Raw genomic sequence first — 19,588 nt, forward strand, 5'->3', positions numbered from 1 at the left:
CTCGTGGCCCGAGACCGGCCGCGGTCCCGCGTTGAGGCAGATTGTTAAGTCATCGAAGAAACGAAGTCAACACCTCGACGTCATCTGCGGGTCAAGTTGCTACCCTTCGTCCGGCGAACGAACTAAGACGGCGGGAGTCCATGTGAGCGGACCGGCGCGGGCGACGCAACACGCGAGCAGCAAGTCCGCGGTGCTCGACGTGATCCGCGCCGCGGGCACGATCAGCCGCGTCGGGCTGATCAACGCCACCGGTTTCACCGGCGCCACCATCTCGACCGTCGTCCGCAAGCTCATCGACGAGGGCCTGGTCGTGGAGACCGGGCGCGCGGAGTCGACCGGCGGCAAGCGTCGGGTGCTGCTCCAGCTCAACCACTCCTCCCGCTACGCCGTGGGCGTGCACCTCGACCATGCGGGCATCACGTACGTGCTGACCAATCTCGGCGGTTCGGTCGTCGCGCGCATTTCGAGGGCGGGCGCCGGCGCGGCGGAACCGCAGACCGTGGTGGGCCGGATGGCGGCCGAGGTGAAGGGCCTGATCGACGGCGTGGGGGTCGAGCACAACCGCGTGCTGGGCCTCGGCCTCGTGTCCCCCGGGCCGCTCAGCTCGAACACCGGCATGGGCCTGACCCCGCCGGCCATGCGCAAGTGGGAGGACTTCCCGCTCGGCCAGGCGTTGGAGCAGGCCACGAGCCTGCCGGTGGTGCTGGACAACGACGCGACGGCGGCGGCGCTCGGTGAGCACTGGTCCGGCGGTATCGGCGGGACGGCCATCTCGGCGGCGCTGTACATGGGGACCGGGATCGGCGCGGGCCTGATCATCAACGGCATCACGTATCGCGGGAGCAGCGGGAACGCCGGGGAGATCGGCCACATCTGCGTGGACGCGGACGGGCCGGAGTGCTGGTGCGGCGCGCGTGGGTGCGTGGAGGCGCTGGCCGGCCCGTCGGCGGTGGTGGCGGCGGCTCGTGCGGACGCGGCGTTGGCCGGTGCGGCGGGGTTGACCGGGCGGGCGAAGTCGGTGTCGTCGGACTTCGCGGCGGTGAGCCGGGCGGCGCGGCGGGGTGAGCCGGCCGCGTTGGCGATCCTGGAGCGTTCGGCGCGGTACATCGCGGTGGCGGCGCGGACGTTGGCGAACATCATGGACCTGGAGGTCCTGGTGCTGACGGGGCCGAGCTTCGCGATCGCCGGGTCCGTCTACCTGCCCGTGGTGCGCGACGAGCTGGAGCGGACGTTCTTCTCTCGGGCGGCGCACGGCGTCGACGTACGACTGTCCCGTTCGGCCGCTACTGCGTCGGCGATCGGCGGGGCGGCACTTGTGCTGCAGTCCGAACTCGTGCCGCTGCACGAGGGCTTCAGGCTCCCGGAAAACCTGTCCGACTCGGAGCCGGCCGCCCTGCCCGCCTCAGGGGCCTGAGCGGACGACTCGCGGTGTGCGGGGAACGAGCCGACGGCTGGGAACGGGCCGGCCGTCAACCGCGCGGGGCGGGGCGTCAGCGCGCGGGCGGGGCGTCAGCGCGCGGGGCGGGCGACCCAGAGGAGGCCTCGTTCGACCATGGTTCGCACGGGTGGCAGGGCCAGGTCCGCCGGGAAGTGGCCGATGGTGCAGGCGAAGATCCGGCCCGCGCCCCAGCGCCTCGTCCACACCGCCGGCACGGTCAGTTGCGCGTGCCACGGGGACTCGGCGGCGAACGTGGTGGTCGCGTGGACGTCGTTGAGGCCGTCGGTGAGCACCCAGTACTGCTCGGTGCGCAGCGGGAAGCCGGCGAGACCTTCCACGATCGGGTGGGTGGACGTGATCTCGATCCGGTGGTCCACGAAGCCTCCGGGGTGAGCCACGAACTGCCCGCCCACCAACCGCATGTACTCACGGGAGTGGCGGAACGAGTCGACCAGGCCGCCGTGCCAACCGGCCAGGCCCGTGCCGGCGCGCACCGCGGCGTCCAGGCACGCGAACTGATCATCGGTCAGCTCACCGTCGCTCCAGCACTGCACGATCAAGTCGTAGACACCCAGGCCCGCGTCGTAGACCTCCAGCGAATCCGACACGTCCACCGAGAAACCCGAGGACCTCAGGAACGGCAGGAACGCGTCGGTCGCCTCCACCGGCGAGTGCCCGTCCCAACCACCACGAACCACGAGTGCCTTCACGGAACAGCACCCTAGCGAAGACCCGCACGGCCATCCCCCGACTTGACAGGCAAGTCACCACTTGCCTATAACTGGGCCATGGACGCGGACCCCGACCTGTTCAAGGCCATCGGCGACGCGACCCGCCGCACGATCCTGGACGAGCTGACCGAAAAGGACGGTCAGACGCTGTTCGAGATCTGCGGCCGACTGACCATGAGGCACGGCCTGGCCTCCTCGCGCCAGGCCATCTCCCAGCACCTCGCGGTGCTCGAACAAGCCGGCCTGGTGCACACCCGGCGGCAGGGCCGGTACAAGTTCCACCACATCGACACGAGCCCGCTGCGCTCGATCGTCGAGCGGTGGCCCATCGACCGAGAGGCACCGAACCCGTGATCCGCATCAACATCACCAGCGTCTACGTGGACGACCAGGCCAAGGCGCTGGCGTTCTACACCGAGAAGCTCGGCTTCACCAAGAAGACCGACGTGCCCGCCGGCGAGTACCGCTGGCTCACCGTGTCCTCCCCCGCCGACCCCGACGGCGTCGAGCTGCTCCTCGAGCCGGAAGGCCACCCGGCGGCACGCCCGTTCAAGGAGGCCCTGGTCGCCGACGGCATCCCGTTCACCCAGTTCGCCGTGGACGACGTGTACGCCGAGGTCGAGCGGCTCAAGGGGTTGGGCGTCGTGTTCACCCAGGACGCGACCGACATGGGACCGGTGGTCACCGCCGTCCTCGACGACACCTGCGGCAACCTGATCCAGCTCGCCACCATGAAGTAGACGCCCTCAGGCCCCGGCTCTCGACCGGCGAGGGCCGGGCAGCCGCCCACGGGGGGCACCCTCAGGCGCGCGCGACCAGCCCGGCCAGGTGGGTGACCAGGCCCTCGGTCAGGCCGACGCGGAACATCTCGTCGGGCGGCGGTGCGCCCATCTCGCGCATGACCTGCGCCATCGCGTCGGCCGGGTTCGCATGGGGCCACAGGCCGGCCGTCATCACCAGCACCGCCTTGGCGAAGTGCCGCGCCGCGGGCTCGTCCAGCACCGGCACGCGCGCCCGCACGAGGTCCGCCAGACGGTCGGTGTGCGAGGTCGCCCGGCGTTTGAACACGCGCGCGAAGTCCACCGAGATGTTGCGCTCCAGCACCCCGGCCATCCCGCAGATCAACTCGCACATCAGCCGCCGGCGGTGCAGGGAGGTCGCGATCGTGGTCGCCACCTCGACCGGGTCGGACGCCGGAGCCAGCGCGCCCTCCACCTCGTCCAGCCAGGCGCCCCACTCCTCGTCCAGCACCTCCAGGAAGATCGCCTCCCGGCTGTCGAAGTACCGCAGCACGTTCGACTTGGCCAGCCCCACCCGATCGCTCAGCTCACGCAGGCTGATGTCCGCGACGGACCGCTCCCGCAGCATCGCGCACGCCGTTTCGAGGATCGTGCGTCGCCGCTGCGCCACGTGCTCGGGCTTCCTGGCGCGCTTGAACTCCACCGCCGCAGGCTAACAGCCCACCGGTCTGTTGCCGGTCGCGTGCTTGACCACCGTCACGGCGGGTAGGTGGCTGGGGTGCAGACGTTCCTGCCGTGCGCGACCTTCAGCCGCAGCGCCGCCGTCCTCGACTCCCGAAGGCTCGGCAAGCAGCGCGTGGAGACCTTGCAGATCCTGCGCGCCCTGGTGTGGCCCGAGTACGGCTGGAAGCGGCACCCGGCGGTCCTGATGTGGCGCGGCTTCACGCCCGCGCTGGTCGCCTACGGCGTGGCCGTGTGCGACGAGTGGAGACGTCGGGGCCACCGCGACGGCATGCGTGCCGCGCTCCTCGACTTCACCGGCGGCGGCGTCACCGGCGACGACTTCACCGGCGACTTCACGGGCGGCGACTTGGCGGGCGGCGAACTCACCGGTGGCGACTTCACCGACGGGAACCTCACCGGCGGCCGGGAGCCGACGTGGTCGTGGTGCCTGGCCGAGGGCCTGCTCCCACCCTGGCTCGGCGACGACGACCTGCACCGCAGCCACCGGTCCGCCCTCCTGCGCAAGGACCCCGACCACTACCGCCCGCTGTTCCCCGACGTCCCGGACGACCTCGACTACGTCTGGCCGCCGCCGGTGTTCCCGATGGACGTCCCCGACACACCGGGCCTGATCGCGTACCGGCTCGACCGCCCTCCCCTGCCCGACCTCTCCCCGCCCGACGACCTTCCGCCCCCGCCACTCGACCACCGCCCCGGCCCATCGGTCGCCCGCGCGCCCAGCGAGGCCGACCTGGCGGCCATGCGCGACGAGGCGACCGACCCACGCCAGGTCCGCTTCTTCCGCCGCGGCCAACGCCTACCGCCTCCGACCAGCCGTTTCACCCTCCGACGACAACTCCCGGGAAAAAGTTGAGCGGAGGTGTCGATCCGGCGGGGTCCCGTTCGACGCAGTAGTGAGACCACCGAGAAGGGGAGCCCGAGATGACCACCACCGACACCCGCCGCGCCGCCACCACCACCGTCGCCACGATCACCACCAAGCGCAACGACCTGGTCCTCGCCGCCTTCCGCATCGTCGTGTCGTTCCTGTTCGGGTGCCACGGCCTGATGGGCCTCGGCTTCCTGGGCGGCATCGACGGGCAGGGCACGGCGGTCCCGTTCGGGTCGTGGCCGGGCTGGTACGGCAGCGTGATCGAGCTGGTCGGCGCGGTCCTGGTGCTGGTCGGCCTGGCCGCACGTCCGGCGGCGTTCGTGCTCTCCGGCGTGATGGCCTACGCGTACTTCACCGTGCACCAGCCCGAGGCGCTGCTCCCCCTGCACAACATGGGCGAACTGGCCGCCGTCTACAGCTGGGTGTTCCTGCTGCTGGCCGTCCTCGGCCCCGGCGCCTTCACGGTCCAGCGCGCGTTCACGGCCCGGCGCTCCGTCCGGGAGCACACCGTCCGCGAGCACGCCGACCGCTGAACACGCCGATACGGGACCACTTCCGATGGCGCGCCTCCACCCGGAGGTGCGCCATCGGCGTGTTCAGGTGGCAAGACCGTGGGCACCCTCCCGGCATGGCAGAGCCCGCAGTCCAGTACCCCGGTCTGACCGACGACGTCCAACCCACCCCCGACCACGGTGAATCGACCTACCGCGGCACGGGGCGTCTCATCGACAAGAAAGCCGTCATCACCGGCGGCGACTCGGGCATCGGCCGCGCCGTCGCCCTTGCCTTCGCCCGTGAGGGCGCGGACGTGCTCATCTCCTACCTCGAAGCCGAGGAGAAGGACGCCCGCGACACCGCCCGGCTGATCGAGGACGCGGGCCGCACCGCCGTCACCGTCCCCGGCGACCTGGTGGAGGAGTCCCAGTGCGCGGACGTCGTGGCCCGCGCGGTCGCCGAGTTCGGCCACATCGACGTCCTGGTCAGCAACGCGGCCTACCAGATGTCGCAGGACGGCGGCCTGCTCGACATCACCAGCCGGCAGTTCGACCGGGTCATGAAGACGAACGTGTACGCGATGTTCTGGCTGTGCAAGGCGGCCGTGCCGCACATGCCCGAGGGCTCCTCGATCATCACCACGTCGTCCATCCAGGGCTTCCAGCCCTCGTACCAGCTCCTCGACTACGCCACCACCAAGGCCGCGATCGTGAACTTCACCAAGGGCCTGGCGCAGAACCTGGTCGAGCGGAAGATCCGGGTGAACTCGGTCGCGCCCGGTCCCGTGTGGACTCCGCTCATCCCGGCCACCATGCCGCCGGAGAAGGTGGAGAGCTTCGGCGAGCAGGCGCCCATGGGCCGCGCCGGGCAGCCCGCCGAGCTGGCGCCGCTGTACGTCTTCCTCGCCTCGTCCGATTCGAGCTACATCACCGGCGAGGTCATCGGCGTCACCGGCGGCTCGCCCATCACGTAAAACCGCTGGTCAACGGCCCGCGAGAAAATCTTGGAAAAAGTTCGGCCCGCGTGTCGATCCGCGTACCCCCTCGTTCGTCGCGTCAGTACAGGCCACGATGGACCGGCCGCAACGAACCGACAGGGAGTATCGAGATGCGTTTCATGGTGATCGTGAAGGCCAACGAGGACACCGAGGCCGGGGCCCAGCCGAGCGAGGAGATGCTCAACGAGATGGGCGCCTTCAACGAGGAGCTGGCGAAGGCCGGCGTGCTGCTCGCGGGCGAGGGCCTGCACCCCAGCTCCAAGGGCGCGCGCGTCTACTTCTCCGGTGACAAGAGGACGGTCGTCGACGGTCCGTTCACCGAGACCAAGGAGCTCATCGCGGGGTTCTGGCTGCTGGAGGTCAAGTCACTGGAAGAGGCCGTCGAATGGGTGAAGCGCGTGCCGAACCCGACCGGCGAGGAGTCCCAGATCGAGATCCGGCAGGTCTTCACGGAGGACGACTTCGTGAACGCGTCGGAGGAGATGAAGGACCGCGAGCGTCAGCTGCGCGCCGAGAACGAGGCCCGCGCCAACGGCTGAGGGCCCCCACGGGAGCTGTTCCCGCTTGCCGACGAGCATCGGTAGCTGGTCTGATGCCAGACCGTGATGGCTACCGATGCTCGTCGTGCCGTTGAAGCGGTGTGGCGGATCGAATCCGCGCGCCTGATCGCCGGGCTCGCGCGGATGGTGCGGGACGTCGGCCTGGCCGAGGAACTGGCCCAGGACGCGATGGTCAGCGCCCTGGAGCAGTGGCCGGAGCACGGCATACCGCGCAACCCCGGCGCGTGGCTGATGACCGCCGCGAAGAACCGGGCCGTCGACCTGATCCGGCGCAAGCAGAACTACCAGCGCAAGCTGGAGGAGATCGGCCGGGACACCGAGCACGACCACGTGGCGGACGCCGCCGACCGGGTCGGCGAGATCGACGACGACCTGCTGCGGCTGGTGTTCACCGCGTGCCACCCGGTGCTGTCCACCGAGGCGCAGGTCGCGTTGACCCTGCGCATGCTGGGCGGCCTGACCACCGACGAGATCGCGCGGGCGTTCCTGGTGCCCGAGTCGACCGTGGCGCAGCGGATCGTGCGGGCGAAGAAGGCGCTGGCCAAGGCCGGTGTGCCGTTCGAGGTGCCGGCGGAGAACGAGCGGGACGCCCGGCTGTCGTCCGTGCTCGGCGTGATCTACCTGATCTTCAACGAGGGCTACTCGGCCACGGCCGGCGACGACTGGATGCGTCCGGCGCTGTGCGAGGACGCGCTCCGGCTGGCCCGCGTGCTGGCCGGCCTGATGCCGCGGGAACCCGAGGTGCACGGGCTGGTGGCGTTGCTGGAGATCCAGGCGTCCCGGGCGAAGGCCCGGATCGGGCCGAACGGCGAGCCCGTGCTGCTGCTCGACCAGAACCGGGCGCGCTGGGACCAGCTGCTGATCCGCCGCGGCTTGGCGGCGTTGGCGAAGGCGGAGTCGTTGGGCGGCGCGGGCGGCCCTTACGCGGTGCAGGCGGCGATCGTCGCGTGCCACGCCCGTGCCCGCGTGCCCGAGGACACCGACTGGACCCGGATCGCCGGCCTGTACGAGGCGTTGTCGCTGGTCGCGCCGTCCCCGATCGTGGAGCTGAACCACGCGGTGGCGATCGGGATGGCGTTCGGGCCGGAGGTCGGGCTGGAGCTGGTGGACGAGCTGGTCGGCGAGCCCGCGTTGAAGGAGTACCACCTGCTGCCGAGCGTGCGCGGCGACCTGCTGGCCAAGCTCGGTCGGCACGCCGAGGCGCGGGTGGAGTTCGAGCGGGCGGCCGGGCTCACCCGCAACGAACGGGAGCGGAAGCTGCTGCTCGACCGTGCCGCCGCCTGCTAGGACCGCGCGGAACCGATTTCGCGGCCGAGGTTGTCCAGCAGTTCGGCGGTGCCCTGCTCGCGGTGCTGGACCTTGTCGTGGCCGTCGAGGAACGCGCCGGACTCGGTGTAGACGAGCCGCGTGCCGTGGTCGGCGGGCTTGAACTCCACCGTCGCCACGGACACCGAGATGCGGGTGTCCTCCATGTGCATTTCGTACGTCGTGACGATCCGCTCGTCCGGCACGATGTCCTGGAAGCGGCCCAGGTAGTGGAACTCCTTGCCGCCCGGCTGCCCGCCGCTGACCCGCTCCTCGCCGCCGACGCGGAAGTCCTGCTCCAGCGGCTTGCTCACCCACTCGTCCGGGCCGACGAACCAGCGCGCCTTCGCCTCGGGCGTGGACCAGGCCGCGAAGACCTTGGCCGGCGGGGCGTCGTAGGTGCGTTCCAGCGTGAACGTGGCGTGTTCGACGGTCATGGTTGCTCCTTGAGGTAGTCGTCGAGCCGGTCGAGCCGGCTTTCCCAGGTCGTTCGGCGCTCGGTGATCCACTGCTCGGCCTGGCGCAGGGCGGTCGGCACGATGTGGCACGTCCGCACCCGCCCGACCTTCTCGGTCCGCACCAAGCCGCTGGCTTCCAGCACCTGGAGGTGCTGCACCACCGCCGGGAGGGACATCGCCAACGGCTTCGCCAGTTCGCTGACCGACGCGGAGCCCAGGGTCAGCCGTTCGACCATGGTCCGCCGACTCGGGTCGGCGAGCGCGTGGAACACTTGGTTAAGCACCTCCTTAAGTATCCGCGTTCGCGCCCGGATGTCAACCGGGCAGGTTCAGCGCTCGGCAATGGCCTTCACGTGCTCGTTGCGGAGGTTGATCAGCCGGGGCATGTACCGGTTGAGCACCAGCCGTTCCGCGGCGATGCCGAGTGGACCCAGCGGAGCGGCGAAGTCGATCACGTCCCGCATCACGGTGCCGCCGTGGCCGTCCGGGTCGAAGTGGTGCGCGTGGTGCCAGCGCTTGAACGGCCCGCGCACCTGCTCGTCCACGAAGAACCGCGGTGGGTCGAACGCGCTGATCCGGGACGTCATCCGCCAGCGCAGGCCGAAGTGCGTGGCCTGCCAGGTGACGGTGTCGCCGGGTCGGAGGCGGCCGGAGGTGACGCCGTCGACGGCCCGCTCGGCGGAGCCCGACATGGAAGCGGTGTGCACCTCGACTTCGAGCGAGACGTCGAAGACCCGCTGTGGTGGCGCGGCGATGTTGGCCACGACCTCGAATCGCGTCATCAACCGACCTTACGACCGAGGGGAGGCGAAAACCGGCTGGGCGCACAGAGGTCTCGCGGGTACGGTCCGGAACCGGACGTGATCAAGACCGAAGGAGGTGTGTCGTGCGCAGGACTCCGCAGGAGAAGAAGCGGCTGAGCTACGCCAAGGACTGCCGCAACGTGTACGGGGAGAACCACAAGAGCTCCCGCAAGAACATCCCGCGGAGCAGGCAGCGCGCCCACCGTGCCAACCGGCGGCGTGCGGACGAGGCCCTGCGCGCGGCGGTGGGACGGGCGGACGAGGTGCTTGCCGACAGTGCCGAGCAGGCCGTCCGGATGGTGTGGCCGAAGGTGTTCCGGAAGTACCCCGACCTGCCGTTGGGCGTGCTCGTGGAGGACCGGTTGAAGCGGCGTGTGCGGTCCGGCATGGATCAGGAGGAGCGATCCGCGATCAAGCTGGAGCGGATGCGCCGGCATCGCCGCCCGAACGACGCGTGACCCCGCCGGCGGGTGACGTGGAGCTGCTGGCATCGGGCCGGGACGCGGACGTGTTCGCGCTGGACGCCCAACGCGTACTGCGCCGCTACCGCGACGGTGGTGACGTGACGGCAGAGGTGGCGGTGATGGCGCACGTCGCGGCGGACGGCTTCCCGGTCCCCGAGGTGTTCGCCGCCGACGGCGCCGACCTGGTCATGACCCGCGTCGCGGGCCCCACCATGCTCACCGCACTGGTCAGCGGGGACGTCCGGGTCGACGACGCCGCCCGCACCCTGGCCGCCCTGCTCCACCGGCTGCACGCCGTACCACCACGCGGCGCGACCGGGAGTGTGCTGCACCGGGATCTGCACCCGGACAACGTGATCCTGAGCCCGACCGGGCCTGTCGTGATCGACTGGCGCGACACGACAGAGGGACCTCCCGACCTCGACGTCGCACTCACCGCGTTGATCATCGCCCAAGTCGCCGTGGACGACTCGCCGCTGACCGGGATCGCCACCGCTGTCCTCACCGCGTTCCTCGCCCACGCACGAGGAAACCCGGCCGAACAGCTCGGCCACGCCGTGACGTTCCGCCGCGCGAACCCCACCCTCACCGAACGGGAAGCCGCCCTGCTGACCGAGGCCACCCGCCTGGTGCGCGCCCAAGTCTGAGAAGGTGGACCGCAGGGGGTGGCCGCACGATCAAACTGTTGCACCACCGCGACTTCGTCCGATTCCGGGCCGCCGACACGGTGTCCCTGGCCGGCACGCACGTCACCACGCCGGCACTGCGAGCAGTCGCCGGCGCCACGCTGCTGTCCCGGGTGAAGTGTCGGTCGACGTGACCTGGCCTGGCTCGCGTGAGCCCTTCTGTCAGCAGTCCGAGATGGGGCACGGCCGCCGGGCCGCCGCGTCGGTCAGCAGCCGCAGAGCGCCCTCGCGGCCCTCGTCGGACGGCATGCCTGCCGGCTTGGCGCCGATGTTGGCCCCGCTGTACTCGATCTCCAGTGTCAGGTTCGCGTCGACGGCCCGGATCCGGGTGTAGCTCTCCTCACCGTTGGGCTGCTGGGTGATGTCGCCGTCATCGAGGCCGAGCGCCGTGATGTCCGGCACCCGTTCCTGCGGATCCGACGTGAGCCAGTGCCGTGCGAGTTCGGTGCCCGACTGGCCGTCGACGGCGTGGTGGCGCATGGCCGTGACCACGACGTGGCGGCGGGCGGGGGTGCCCGGGGTGTCCGGCGCGAACTCGTCGAACGGCGCGATCGGCAGGCTGTCGGAACCGCCGAACTGGAGGTGGCACGTGGTCATGTCGACCCGGTCGCTCAGCTGTCGGCCCGACCGCTGGCCCTGACGCGACACCGTCTTCGCGAGGCCGCGAGCGAGCACTGCGACCGTCGCCGTGTCCACGAGATCACACGCCTCGACGAGCACGCCGTACTCGCCGTCGGTCTGCTCACCACCGGCCTCACCGCCGGCCGAAGAGCAGCCCGAGACACCGGTTGCCAACAGCAGGGCGACGACCCCCAGTCTCACCATGCCGGGAACACTAGCGGGGAACCGAGGCCACCTGACTGGTGCGCGCCCAAGTCTGAGAAGGTGGACCGCAGGGGGTGGCCGCATGAGCGACCGCACGATCAAACTGTTGCACCACCGGGACTTCGTCCGGTTCTGGACCGCCGACACGGTGTCCCTGGCCGGCACGCACGTCACCACGCTGGCGCTGCAAGCCGTCGCCATCCTGACCTTGGGCGCCTCGCTCACCGAAACGGGCACGCTGGCCGCGTCACGATGGCTGCCCTACCTCTTGTTCGGCCTGGTCGCGGGCGTGTTGGTGGACCGCCGCCGCAGGCTGCCCGTGCTCATCGGCGCCGACTTCGCCCGCGCCGCCGTGCTCGCGCTGATCCCGTTGGCCGCCTTCACCGACACCCTGACCTTGCCGCTGCTGTTCGGCCTGGTCGTGGTCTTCGGGACGTTGTCGCTCTTCTACGACGCGGCGCACCAGTCGTTCCTGCCGCTGATCGTCCCCACCGAACGCCTCACCGACGCCAACGCCCGCCTGGAGCAGACCGGGTCGGTCGCCCAAGGCTTGGGACCGCTCGTCGGCGGCGCACTGGTCAAGCTGATCGGCGGGCCGCTGGCGATCCTGGTGGACGCCGTCTCCTACTTGATCTCCGGCCTGGTGCTGGCCACCCTCCGCACGCGCGAACAGCTGCCGGAGGCGCCGAAGCGGGACCTGCGCGCCGAGTTACGGGAAGGGCTCCGGTGGGTCTACGGCCACAAAGTGTTGCGGCCACTCGCGATCGCCTCGCACGCCTGGTTCCTGTTCACCGCGATGGTCACCCCCGTCTTCTCCTTCCTGATGCTCAACGAACTGGGCTTCGACGCGCTCGACCTGGGCATCACGTACGCCGTCGGCGGGGTCGGCGGAGTGCTCGGCGCGTCGGTGTCCAGCCATGCGGGACGGCGGTTCGGCGTCGGCCCGGTGATCGTGGCCGCCCGCTGGCTGACCCCGGTGGCCTACGCGCTGGTCCCGTTCGCCACGTCGAGCGCCACCGGGTTCACCCTGCTGTGCGCGGCGCAGTTCCTGTTCTGGCTGTCGGCCACCCTGGACAGCGCGGTGGAGATGGGCTACCGGCAGACCATCACGCCGGCCCGGCTCCTGGGCCGGTCGTTCGCCACCATGCGGTCGGTCAACCGGGCCTCGCTCATGGTCGGCGCGCTGGTGGGCGGCGTCCTCGCCGAGTGGCTGGGCATCGGGACGGCGCTGTGGATCGCGGTGGTCGGCTTGGTCGGGCAGGCCGTCGGCATGACCTTCTCCGCCGTGCGCCACGCCCGCCTCTAGGCGGTGTTTCGGGAGCCTCGTTCGACGAGAGTCGTGATCGGGGTGGTTCCTGGCGGTGTGGGCCGGGGGCGCAGATACCGGTGTTGTATCGGTGTCCTCGGCCCGTGCCGCCAGGGGCCGCATCCGGCGCGGCTATCGCGAACACGGGCTTCCGAAACACCGCCTAACCTCGGCACAGTGGACCTGCGCACCGCCAAAGCCGCCGACCTGGACCGGATCGCCGCGCTGGACGACTCGTTCACCACCGACACAGTGTTCGACGTGGTGGCGGTGCCCGACGGGTTCACCTTGCGGCCCAAGCCGGTCGACCCGCCGCTGCACAAGGTCTTCCCCCAGGACGACCCGGACGGCACGGTGTTCGTCGCCGCCGACGGCTCCCGGGTACGCGGGTTCGTCGTGGTCGACCTGGAGGACTGGCACCGGCGGCTGGTGATCCAGCAGGTCACGGTCGCGCCGGGCCACCGCGGGCTCGGCATCGGGCGGGCGCTGGTGGAGCACGCGTGCGCCCACGGCCGCGAGCACGGCGCGCTGACCGCGTGGCTGGAGACGTCCACCGTGAACGTGCCCGCGATCCGCGCCTACCAGCGGATGGGGTTCACGTTGTGCGGCCTGGACACCACGTTCTACCGGGGCACGCCGGCTGAAGGCGAGACCGCCCTGTTCTTCGCCCGCAGCCTCTAGCAGGAAGTCTCCAGCAGGAAGCCTCTAGCAAGGCGTCGCCGCCGGCAGGTTGCCCGCCACGTACGCACCGGGCGGCACGCCCATGGTGTTGCGGAACTCCGTGGTCAGGTGGGCCTGGTCGTAGTAGCCCAACTCGGCGGCCAACCGCGCCCACTCGCCGCGCTTGCCCCGCGCCACCACCCGCCGAACCCGGTCAACCCGGGCGAACTGCTTGGGCGACAACCCGACCGCCCTGGTGAACAACGTCCGCAAGTGCCGTTCGCTGACGTCCAACGCCCGCGCCGTGTCCGCCACGCCGTGCGTCCGCAGCAACCGCGCCGCCGCGTGCACCAGGTCCGACCGCCTCGGATCGGCCGACGCGACCCGCCCCAGCAGCACGGACGTCAGCTCGGCCTCGTCACCCACCGACCGCCCCCACACCTCGCTCAGCGGCACGACGCGGCCGGCCAACTCGTCCACCGGCACGTCCAGCACCGCCTGCGCCCGCCCCGGCGTCAACCGCACGACGGTCCGCTGCGCCGTCCGCCAGTTGTGGTACCGGGCCTTGTCCTGCGGCCCGACGACCATCGCGCCCTTGGTCTCGGTGCACATCACCAGCGAGGTCGCGGCGTCCGGTTCGAGCACGTACGTGTCGCCTTCGTACAACTGGCTGTCCATCGCACTGACCCACGGCCGCAAGAGTTGGTCCACGTCCACACCAACCGCCGAAACTTCCAAGACCTTCCCGACCTCGTCGAACCAGACTCGTCCCATGTTCCTGATCACGGGTGCCACCGGCACCGTCGGCCGCGAAGTAGTCCGCCTCCTCACCGACCGCGAGGTCGGTTTCCGCGCCATGTCGCGCACGCCCGCCGCCGACCAGGTCCACGGCGACCACACCGATCCGGCGTCCCTGGACCAGGCCGTGGAGGGCGTGGACACGGTGTTCCTGCTCGGTCCGGGCACCCCCGACGTGGCCGCCTACGACCTGGCCGTGCTCAACGCGGCGAAGCGCGCGGGCGTGTCCAAGGTGGTGAAGCTGTCCGCCATCCCGGTCGGCCCGGTCGCCGAATGGCACCGTCCCGGCGAGGAGGCCGCCCGCGAGTTCCCGTCGTGGACGTTGTTGCGCCCCAACGTGTTCGCGTCGAACTCGCTCCAGTGGGCGGCGCAGATCGCCGCCGGCGAGCCGATCCCGAACCCGATGGGCGCGATCAAGCTCGGTGTCGTCGACCCGCGCGACCTGGCCGAAGTGGCCGTCGAAGCCCTTGTCCACGACCATCACGGGCGGGTGTACACGCTCACCGGCCCGGAACTGCTCGGCATCCCCGACCAAGTGGCCGTGCTGGCGGAAGTTCTCGGTCGCACATTGTCTACAGTAGACGTACCACTGGATGCGCTGCCGGAGGCGTACGCGGAGGGCCTGCGCGCGATCCGCCCCGAAGACGTGTCGATCCTGTCGGGCGATATCGCGGAGATCCTGGGCCGACCGGCACGCACGTACGCCACTTGGGCCCGGGACCGCTATCCGGCGTCTTGACCGGACGCGCCGCGAGGTCGACTTCCCAGGCGACCGAGCCGCCGTCTGCGGAGCAGCGGCCATCAAACACAGTGTCGGATTGCTTCACGGGCGATGTCCGTCCGCGAACGAACACCGAGCTTGGCCAACACGTGTGACACATGCGTGGCCACCGTGCGGCCGGAGAGGAACAGCCGCTCGCCGATCTGCCGGTTCGACAACCCCGTCACCACCAACTCGGTGACCTTCAGCTCCATCGGGGTGAGGCTCTCCCACCCGTGCGTGGCCCGCCGGTGCTTGGCGTGCGGGCCACGCCGGATGCCGTGCTCCCGCAACCGCGCCAGCAACCGGGTCGAGTCCCACTCCGCGCCCAACTCCGCGTGCACGTCCACCGCGTGGCTCATCGCCGCCCGCGCCGACGACCGGTCACCCGACGCCGCGAACAGCTCCGCCGCACCCGACAAAGCCTTGGCGCGGAACAACATCCGCCCCGCCACCCGGTACTCCTCGGCCGCGTGCAACAACCCCACCGGGTCCGCCGACACCAACGCCCTGCAATACGCCGCGGACGCACGCCGATGCGGCACGTCCAGTTCCACAGCCAACGCCTCCGCGTGCGCGACCGCCGCCGACGCGTCCTCACCCAGCTCCACCGCCAGCCGCACGAAGTCCGGCAGCAGGTCCTCCACCGAATCCCACCCGGTCAGCACCGACCACGCCTCCCGCACCCGTCCGGCCTGCTCCAGCGACAGGCTCACCGCCAGCGCCAACGGCCCGATCACGTGCCCGTCCAAGCCCGTGCCCGCCACGTCCAGGTGCCGCCGCGCACCCTCCGCGTCACCCCGGTGCAGGTGGATCAACGCCGCCACCCCGTGATCGCACCGGGACACCATCGGGTGCTTCAGGTCGTCGGCCAACAAGTCGACGTCGACCAGCGCCTCGTCCCACCGGCCCGCGTCCAGCAGCAGCTGTCCCAAAGCGCTCTGCGCCTGCGCGAGCCGCACGAGGTTCCCGACCTGGTCGGCGGCGGACCGGACGACCTGGGCCGACGCGATGGCCTCCGCGCCCCGGTCCAGCTCCCCCAACGTCACGGCCTGGTTGATCTGGAGCAGCAACCGCAGGTCCGACGCCGCCGGCTCACCCATGGCCACCGCCAGCGCCCGGTCGAACAGCGGCAACGCCTCGGCCATCCGGCCACGCGCCATGGCCACGATCGTGCGGACGTGCAGCGCCCAGCTCGTGGCCCACCGGTCGCCGCCGACCAACGCCGCCTGCGCGAGCCGTTCGGCTGCGTCCAGGTCACCGATGTCCCAGTGCGCACGGGCGGCCAGCACGAGCAGCCGTGCCCGGTCCGAAGCAGCCAGCTCGGGTGCCGCGAGCGCGCGCTCCACCTCCACCAACGTCTCCGCCGAACGCCCCGTCATGCTGCGGCACTGCGCCAGCGTCCAGTGCAGGTCCACGAGCGTCCCGTGCTCCAGACCGGCCAACGCCACGGCCTCGGCGCCGTGGTGATCGCCCAGCCGGAACCGCGCCTCGGCCAGGTGCGCCAGCAGCTCCCCACGCCGTGACCCGACGTTCGGCGCCGCTATCACCCGGCCGAACAGGTCCACGGCGGCCTCGGGCGCATGCGCGACCAGCGTCGAGCCGTGCGCGACCAGCCACTCCGCCACCCAGTCCGGCATCCGGTCGTCGGCCGCGAGCAGCTGCCGCGTCACCCGGTCCACGCCCGCGCCCGTGTCGACCAACGAACGGGCCGCCTCGACGTGCCACGCCCCGCGCGCCGCCTCCGGCACCTCGTCGTACAAAGCCGTGCGCACCAACGGATGCCGGAACGACAGACCGGCCGTGCCGTCCACCAGCACGCCCGCCAAAGTCGCCTCCTGCAACGCGGGCAGCAGGTCCACCACCCGCATCCCCAGCACCGCGGCCAGATCGGCGACCGGGAAGTCCACGCCGAGCAACGCGGCGGCCACGAGCACCCGGCGCACCTCCGCGCCCAGGAACCCGATCCGGTCCGCGATCGCGGCCGACAACGACGGCGGCACGCCGGAGTCGGTCAACCGGGCGACCCCACGGGCGTCCACCTCGATCGCGCCGCCGCGCAACAGCGCCTCGACCAGCTCGACCAGGTAGAGCGGGTTGCCTCCGGCGTCCTCCGCGAGTCGTGCCAACGCCTCGTCCGGTGTGCCGCCGGCCAGTTCACCGGCCAGCTCCACCACGGCCGCCGACCCGAGCCGCGGCACCGATAATCGGGTCACACCCTTGCGCAACGCGGCCAGGTCGTCCCGGCGCGGCAACGGTCGCAGCACGCCGATCAGCAGCAACGGCAGTTGCGGCACGAGCCCAGCCAGCCGCCGCCACACCGCGACGCTGGCCTCGTCCGCCCACTGGAGGTCGTCCAGCACCAGCACCACCGGGCCGATCGCGCACAGGTCGTCCACCCGCGCCAGCAGGCGTTCGGCGGTGACCGCGGCACTCTCCGACCGGCCCGCGGCCAGCGCGTCCAACAGGGGAAGCAGTGGCAGGGGACGGCCCAGCTCGTCACCCGCGCCCCGGCAGACCCGGAACCCGCGGACCGCCGCCACGTCACACGCCGCGCGGACCAGCGCCGTCTTGCCGATGCCCGGCTCACCCTCCACGAGCAGCGCGGTGCCCCGCCCGTGGGACAGCTCGTCCACCAGCCCCAGTAGGCGGCCGATCTCCCGCTCGCGGCCCGCGAGACGCAGTGTGACGGCGCGCACACTTTGAGAATACGGCGCTAACGCCAGGTTAACAAGATGTTAAGTAACGGCGGATTAACCTGATCGTCGCGCAGTTCTCCGTTTGTTCACACCGATTCCGCCCGACGTGCCACGGTGCAATGCCACGGTAATCGCCGGAATTCCCCGACACCGTCGACCTGGAGAACACATGCGAAACGCACGAGTGCTCGTCGCCGCCCTGCTGGTCGCCGTCTTCACCACCGCCGCACAGGTGTCCACCAGCCCGTTCGGCGGAATGCCCTACAACTGACCGGCACTATTCCACGCGGGTTGTGCGATAACCCGCAATGGGGGTCGCGCGGACAACGGCGTCCGGCTACCCACCCATTCGCCCCTCCTGTCGCGGCGCTCCCACCGCTAGGCTGCGAAAGCGTGGCACCGGCCCCGACCCGAGGCGCCGCACGCGTGGTGCGCTGCGGTGCGGTCGGGCTGTCCACCGGCCTGCTGGCCGTGCTGGCGCACGCGAGCGGCGGCGGCCACGTCCCCTCCCTCCCGCACGTGCTGGTGTTCGCGCTGGCCATGGCGTGGACGTGCGTGCCGCTGACCGACCGGCAACTCGGGTTCGCCGAACTGCTCGGGCTGGTCGGCGTGGTGCAGGTGGCCGCGCACGTGTTCCTGGCCGTGCTCTCCCGGCACCCGCGTGACCTGCTGCCGGCGCCGTCGATGGCGCTGACCCACCTGGCGGCCACGGCGATCGTCGTCGCGGCCCTGGCGGGCTTCGAACAGGCCGTGTTCCGGCTGGCCGCCGCCCTCGCGTCCGTCCTGCCGCGCAGGCTCAGCCCACCACCGGCGGTCGCGCCGCTGCGCATCCCGATCGCCGCCCACGCGCCGCAGCCGCTGTCGGAAGTCCTGCGCCGCCGCACGCTGCCCCGCCGCGGCCCGCCCCACTCCTAGGTATGCGCCCTTCCCACCACCGTCCCGAGTCCGGGGACCGGTGGCATCCCCCCATACCCAGGAGTTCTCGCCATGACCGAGTCCTGGCGCGGCCTTGTGCTGCGCTTCCACTTCTACGCGGGCGTGCTCGTCGGCCCGTTCGTGTTGATCGCCACCCTGACCGGCGTCCTCTACGCCGCGACACCCCAACTGGAGTCGTGGCTCTACTCCGACCAATTGCGCGTGCCCGTGTCCACGTCGTCGGTGCCGTTGGCCGACCAGGTCCGGGCCGCGGTGGCGACCCGGCCGGACGACGACGTGGTGGCCGTCCGACCGGCGCCCGAACCCGGCGCGACGACCCGCGTGCTGTTCGCCGATGACGGTGAAGCCCGGCCGACGGTGTTCGTGAACCCGGCCGACGGCACGGTGGTCGGCGACCTGATGACCTACGGCACCACCGGCGTGCTGCCGTTGCGCACCACGATCGACGAGATCCACCGCAACCTGCTGCTCGGTGAACCCGGCCGCCTGTACAGCGAACTGGCCGCGTCGTGGCTGTGGGTGGTCGCACTGGGCGGTGTGTTCCTGTGGTTCAGCCGCCGGCGCACCCAGCGGACCAAGCCCACGACCCGGCGGCACGCCCTGCTCGGCCTGTGGGTGCTGGTCGGCGCGCTGGTCCTGTCCGCGACCGGGCTGACGTGGTCGACCTACGCCGGGGAGAACGTCGCCGACCTGCGCAAGACGCTGGGCTGGACCACACCGTCGCTCGGTGCGGGCGACCACGCCGGGCACGGCGGCATGACGTCGTCGGCGTCACCGTCCGATGTGGACGCCGTGCTGGCGACCGCACGTGCGGCGGGGATCGACGCGGGCGGCGTGGAGATCAGCCTGCCCGCGTCCGCCCACGCGCCGTGGACGGTGACCGAGATCGAACGTGGCTGGCCGTCCCAGGTCGACGCGGTGGCCGTCTCGGGCGGCACGGTGGTGGACCAGGTGCGGTTCGCCGACTACCCGCTGGCGGCGAAGCTCAGCCGGTGGGGCATCGACGCGCACATGGGCGTCCTGTTCGGCTGGCCGAACCAGGTGCTGCTGCTGGCATTCGGGCTCGGCTTGGTGGCCTTGGTGGTCCTGGGCTACCGGATGTGGTGGCTGCGCCGCCCGACCGGCGGTTTCGGCCGACCGGTGCCGCGCGGGCAGTGGCGGAAGGCGCCACGCGGTCAGCTCGTCGTCGTGCTGCTCCTGGCGGCGGGCGTTGGCTGGTTCGTGCCGCTGTTCGGGCTGAGCCTGGTGGCGTTCCTGCTGGTGGACGCGCTGCTGAGCCGACGGCGCGCGAAGGTCGCGGAGCCGGTTTAAC

At 71.2% G+C, this 19,588-nt stretch carries 24 protein-coding genes; 16 read left to right on the forward strand and 8 right to left on the reverse strand.

The features are described from left to right. Positions 1–142: 142 nt before the first annotated feature. Positions 143–1,414, forward strand: a complete 1,272-nt coding sequence (locus tag F4560_RS27085; RefSeq protein ID WP_184924451.1) for an ROK family transcriptional regulator — start codon at positions 143–145, stop codon at positions 1,412–1,414. A gap of 95 nt (positions 1,415–1,509) precedes the next feature. Here F4560_RS27085 and F4560_RS27090 read toward each other — a convergent pair whose 3' ends face one another. Further along, entirely contained in the window at positions 1,510–2,148 is a 639-nt protein-coding gene (locus tag F4560_RS27090) for a ThuA domain-containing protein (RefSeq protein WP_312869499.1), read from the reverse strand. Between the two features lie 78 nt (positions 2,149–2,226). On the opposite strand from F4560_RS27090, the gene F4560_RS27095 reads away from it, so the two are divergent. Together F4560_RS27095 and F4560_RS27100 are read left to right on the forward strand one after the other, a co-directional pair. Continuing rightward, on the forward strand, positions 2,227–2,523 hold the full coding sequence (locus F4560_RS27095) for an ArsR/SmtB family transcription factor (protein WP_184924453.1): 297 nt from the start codon (positions 2,227–2,229) through the stop codon (positions 2,521–2,523). Then, on the forward strand, positions 2,520–2,909 hold the full coding sequence (locus F4560_RS27100) for a VOC family protein (RefSeq protein WP_312869500.1): 390 nt from the start codon (positions 2,520–2,522) through the stop codon (positions 2,907–2,909). The genes F4560_RS27095 and F4560_RS27100 overlap by 4 nt, the downstream gene beginning before the upstream one ends. Positions 2,910–2,970: 61 nt before the next feature. On the opposite strand, the gene F4560_RS27105 is transcribed toward F4560_RS27100, so the two are convergent. Continuing rightward, a complete protein-coding gene (locus F4560_RS27105) occupies positions 2,971–3,612 on the reverse strand; it encodes a TetR/AcrR family transcriptional regulator (protein WP_184924455.1) in 642 nt (213 codons plus the stop codon). 75 nt (positions 3,613–3,687) lie between these two features. Between F4560_RS27105 and F4560_RS27110 the strand changes: the two genes are divergently transcribed. The 5 genes from F4560_RS27110 to F4560_RS27130 all read left to right on the forward strand — a co-directional run bounded on the left by F4560_RS27110 (position 3,688) and on the right by F4560_RS27130 (position 7,863). Next, entirely contained in the window at positions 3,688–4,506 is an 819-nt protein-coding gene (locus tag F4560_RS27110; protein ID WP_376775349.1) for an MSMEG_6728 family protein, read from the forward strand. 68 nt (positions 4,507–4,574) lie between these two features. Next, a complete protein-coding gene (locus F4560_RS27115; RefSeq protein ID WP_184924457.1) occupies positions 4,575–5,057 on the forward strand; it encodes a DoxX family protein in 483 nt (160 codons plus the stop codon). Between the two features lie 95 nt (positions 5,058–5,152). Next, positions 5,153–5,992: an SDR family oxidoreductase gene (locus F4560_RS27120; RefSeq protein WP_184924459.1), complete on the forward strand. Its 840-nt coding sequence runs from the start codon at positions 5,153–5,155 to the stop codon at positions 5,990–5,992. Positions 5,993–6,126: 134 nt separating this feature from the next. Next, positions 6,127–6,555, forward strand: coding sequence for a YciI family protein (locus F4560_RS27125; RefSeq protein WP_184924461.1), 429 nt, complete (start codon positions 6,127–6,129; stop codon positions 6,553–6,555). 66 nt (positions 6,556–6,621) lie between these two features. Then, positions 6,622–7,863 carry an RNA polymerase sigma factor gene (locus tag F4560_RS27130; RefSeq protein ID WP_184924463.1) on the forward strand — a complete coding sequence of 414 codons (1,242 nt, stop codon included), beginning with the start codon at positions 6,622–6,624 and terminating at the stop codon, positions 7,861–7,863. Here the strand turns inward: F4560_RS27130 and F4560_RS27135 are convergent. Genes F4560_RS27135 through F4560_RS27145 form a run of 3 tightly spaced genes read right to left on the reverse strand, consistent with a single transcriptional unit; the run spans position 7,860 to position 9,121 of the window. Beyond that, a complete protein-coding gene (locus F4560_RS27135) occupies positions 7,860–8,318 on the reverse strand; it encodes an SRPBCC family protein (RefSeq protein WP_184924465.1) in 459 nt (152 codons plus the stop codon). The two genes, F4560_RS27130 and F4560_RS27135, sit on opposite strands and share 4 nt — an antisense overlap. Next, positions 8,315–8,623 (reverse strand): ArsR/SmtB family transcription factor, encoded by a 309-nt coding sequence (locus tag F4560_RS27140; RefSeq protein WP_312869501.1) that lies wholly within the window; start codon positions 8,621–8,623, stop codon positions 8,315–8,317. The genes F4560_RS27135 and F4560_RS27140 overlap by 4 nt, the downstream gene beginning before the upstream one ends. Before the next feature lie 45 nt (positions 8,624–8,668). After that, the gene (locus tag F4560_RS27145) at positions 8,669–9,121 is read right to left on the reverse strand and encodes an SRPBCC family protein (RefSeq protein WP_184924467.1); all 453 of its coding nucleotides are present in this window, start codon (positions 9,119–9,121) and stop codon (positions 8,669–8,671) included. Positions 9,122–9,225: 104 nt separating this feature from the next. Here F4560_RS27145 and F4560_RS27150 point away from each other — a divergent pair, with 104 nt between their 5' ends. The 3 genes from F4560_RS27150 to F4560_RS45750 are packed head-to-tail and all read left to right on the forward strand — an operon-like array spanning position 9,226 to position 10,426. Beyond that, the gene (locus F4560_RS27150; RefSeq protein ID WP_184924469.1) at positions 9,226–9,600 is read left to right on the forward strand and encodes a hypothetical protein; all 375 of its coding nucleotides are present in this window, start codon (positions 9,226–9,228) and stop codon (positions 9,598–9,600) included. After that, a complete protein-coding gene (locus F4560_RS27155; protein ID WP_312869502.1) occupies positions 9,597–10,253 on the forward strand; it encodes a phosphotransferase in 657 nt (218 codons plus the stop codon). The genes F4560_RS27150 and F4560_RS27155 overlap by 4 nt, the downstream gene beginning before the upstream one ends. A 38-nt stretch (positions 10,254–10,291) precedes the next feature. Further along, positions 10,292–10,426: a hypothetical protein gene (locus F4560_RS45750; protein WP_281391959.1), complete on the forward strand. Its 135-nt coding sequence runs from the start codon at positions 10,292–10,294 to the stop codon at positions 10,424–10,426. Between the two features lie 28 nt (positions 10,427–10,454). Here the strand turns inward: F4560_RS45750 and F4560_RS27160 are convergent, their stop codons facing one another. Then, complete coding sequence (locus tag F4560_RS27160; protein ID WP_184924472.1) at positions 10,455–11,117, reverse strand: hypothetical protein; 663 nt, start codon at positions 11,115–11,117, stop codon at positions 10,455–10,457. A gap of 82 nt (positions 11,118–11,199) precedes the next feature. On the opposite strand from F4560_RS27160, the gene F4560_RS27165 reads away from it, so the two are divergent. Further along, the gene (locus F4560_RS27165) at positions 11,200–12,423 is read left to right on the forward strand and encodes an MFS transporter (RefSeq protein ID WP_184924474.1); all 1,224 of its coding nucleotides are present in this window, start codon (positions 11,200–11,202) and stop codon (positions 12,421–12,423) included. Between the two features lie 177 nt (positions 12,424–12,600). Further along, a complete protein-coding gene (locus tag F4560_RS27170; RefSeq protein WP_184924476.1) occupies positions 12,601–13,104 on the forward strand; it encodes a GNAT family N-acetyltransferase in 504 nt (167 codons plus the stop codon). Between the two features lie 24 nt (positions 13,105–13,128). Here the strand turns inward: F4560_RS27170 and F4560_RS27175 are convergent, their stop codons facing one another. Then, positions 13,129–13,794 carry a helix-turn-helix domain-containing protein gene (locus F4560_RS27175; RefSeq protein ID WP_184924478.1) on the reverse strand — a complete coding sequence of 222 codons (666 nt, stop codon included), beginning with the start codon at positions 13,792–13,794 and terminating at the stop codon, positions 13,129–13,131. Positions 13,795–13,855: 61 nt separating this feature from the next. On the opposite strand from F4560_RS27175, the gene F4560_RS27180 reads away from it, so the two are divergent. Further along, complete coding sequence (locus tag F4560_RS27180; RefSeq protein ID WP_184924481.1) at positions 13,856–14,620, forward strand: NAD(P)H-binding protein; 765 nt, start codon at positions 13,856–13,858, stop codon at positions 14,618–14,620. 62 nt (positions 14,621–14,682) lie between these two features. Here the strand turns inward: F4560_RS27180 and F4560_RS27185 are convergent, their stop codons facing one another. Continuing rightward, positions 14,683–17,340, reverse strand: a complete 2,658-nt coding sequence (locus tag F4560_RS27185) for a helix-turn-helix transcriptional regulator (protein WP_184924483.1) — start codon at positions 17,338–17,340, stop codon at positions 14,683–14,685. A gap of 393 nt (positions 17,341–17,733) precedes the next feature. Here F4560_RS27185 and F4560_RS27190 point away from each other — a divergent pair, with 393 nt between their 5' ends. After that, entirely contained in the window at positions 17,734–18,255 is a 522-nt protein-coding gene (locus tag F4560_RS27190; protein WP_184924485.1) for a hypothetical protein, read from the forward strand. Positions 18,256–18,327: 72 nt separating this feature from the next. Further along, entirely contained in the window at positions 18,328–19,587 is a 1,260-nt protein-coding gene (locus F4560_RS27195; protein WP_184924487.1) for a PepSY-associated TM helix domain-containing protein, read from the forward strand. Position 19,588: the final 1 nt, after the last annotated feature.

Origin of the sequence: Saccharothrix ecbatanensis, from assembly GCF_014205015.1 — a bacterium.
Classification (GTDB): Bacteria; Actinomycetota; Actinomycetes; order Mycobacteriales; family Pseudonocardiaceae; genus Actinosynnema; species Actinosynnema ecbatanense.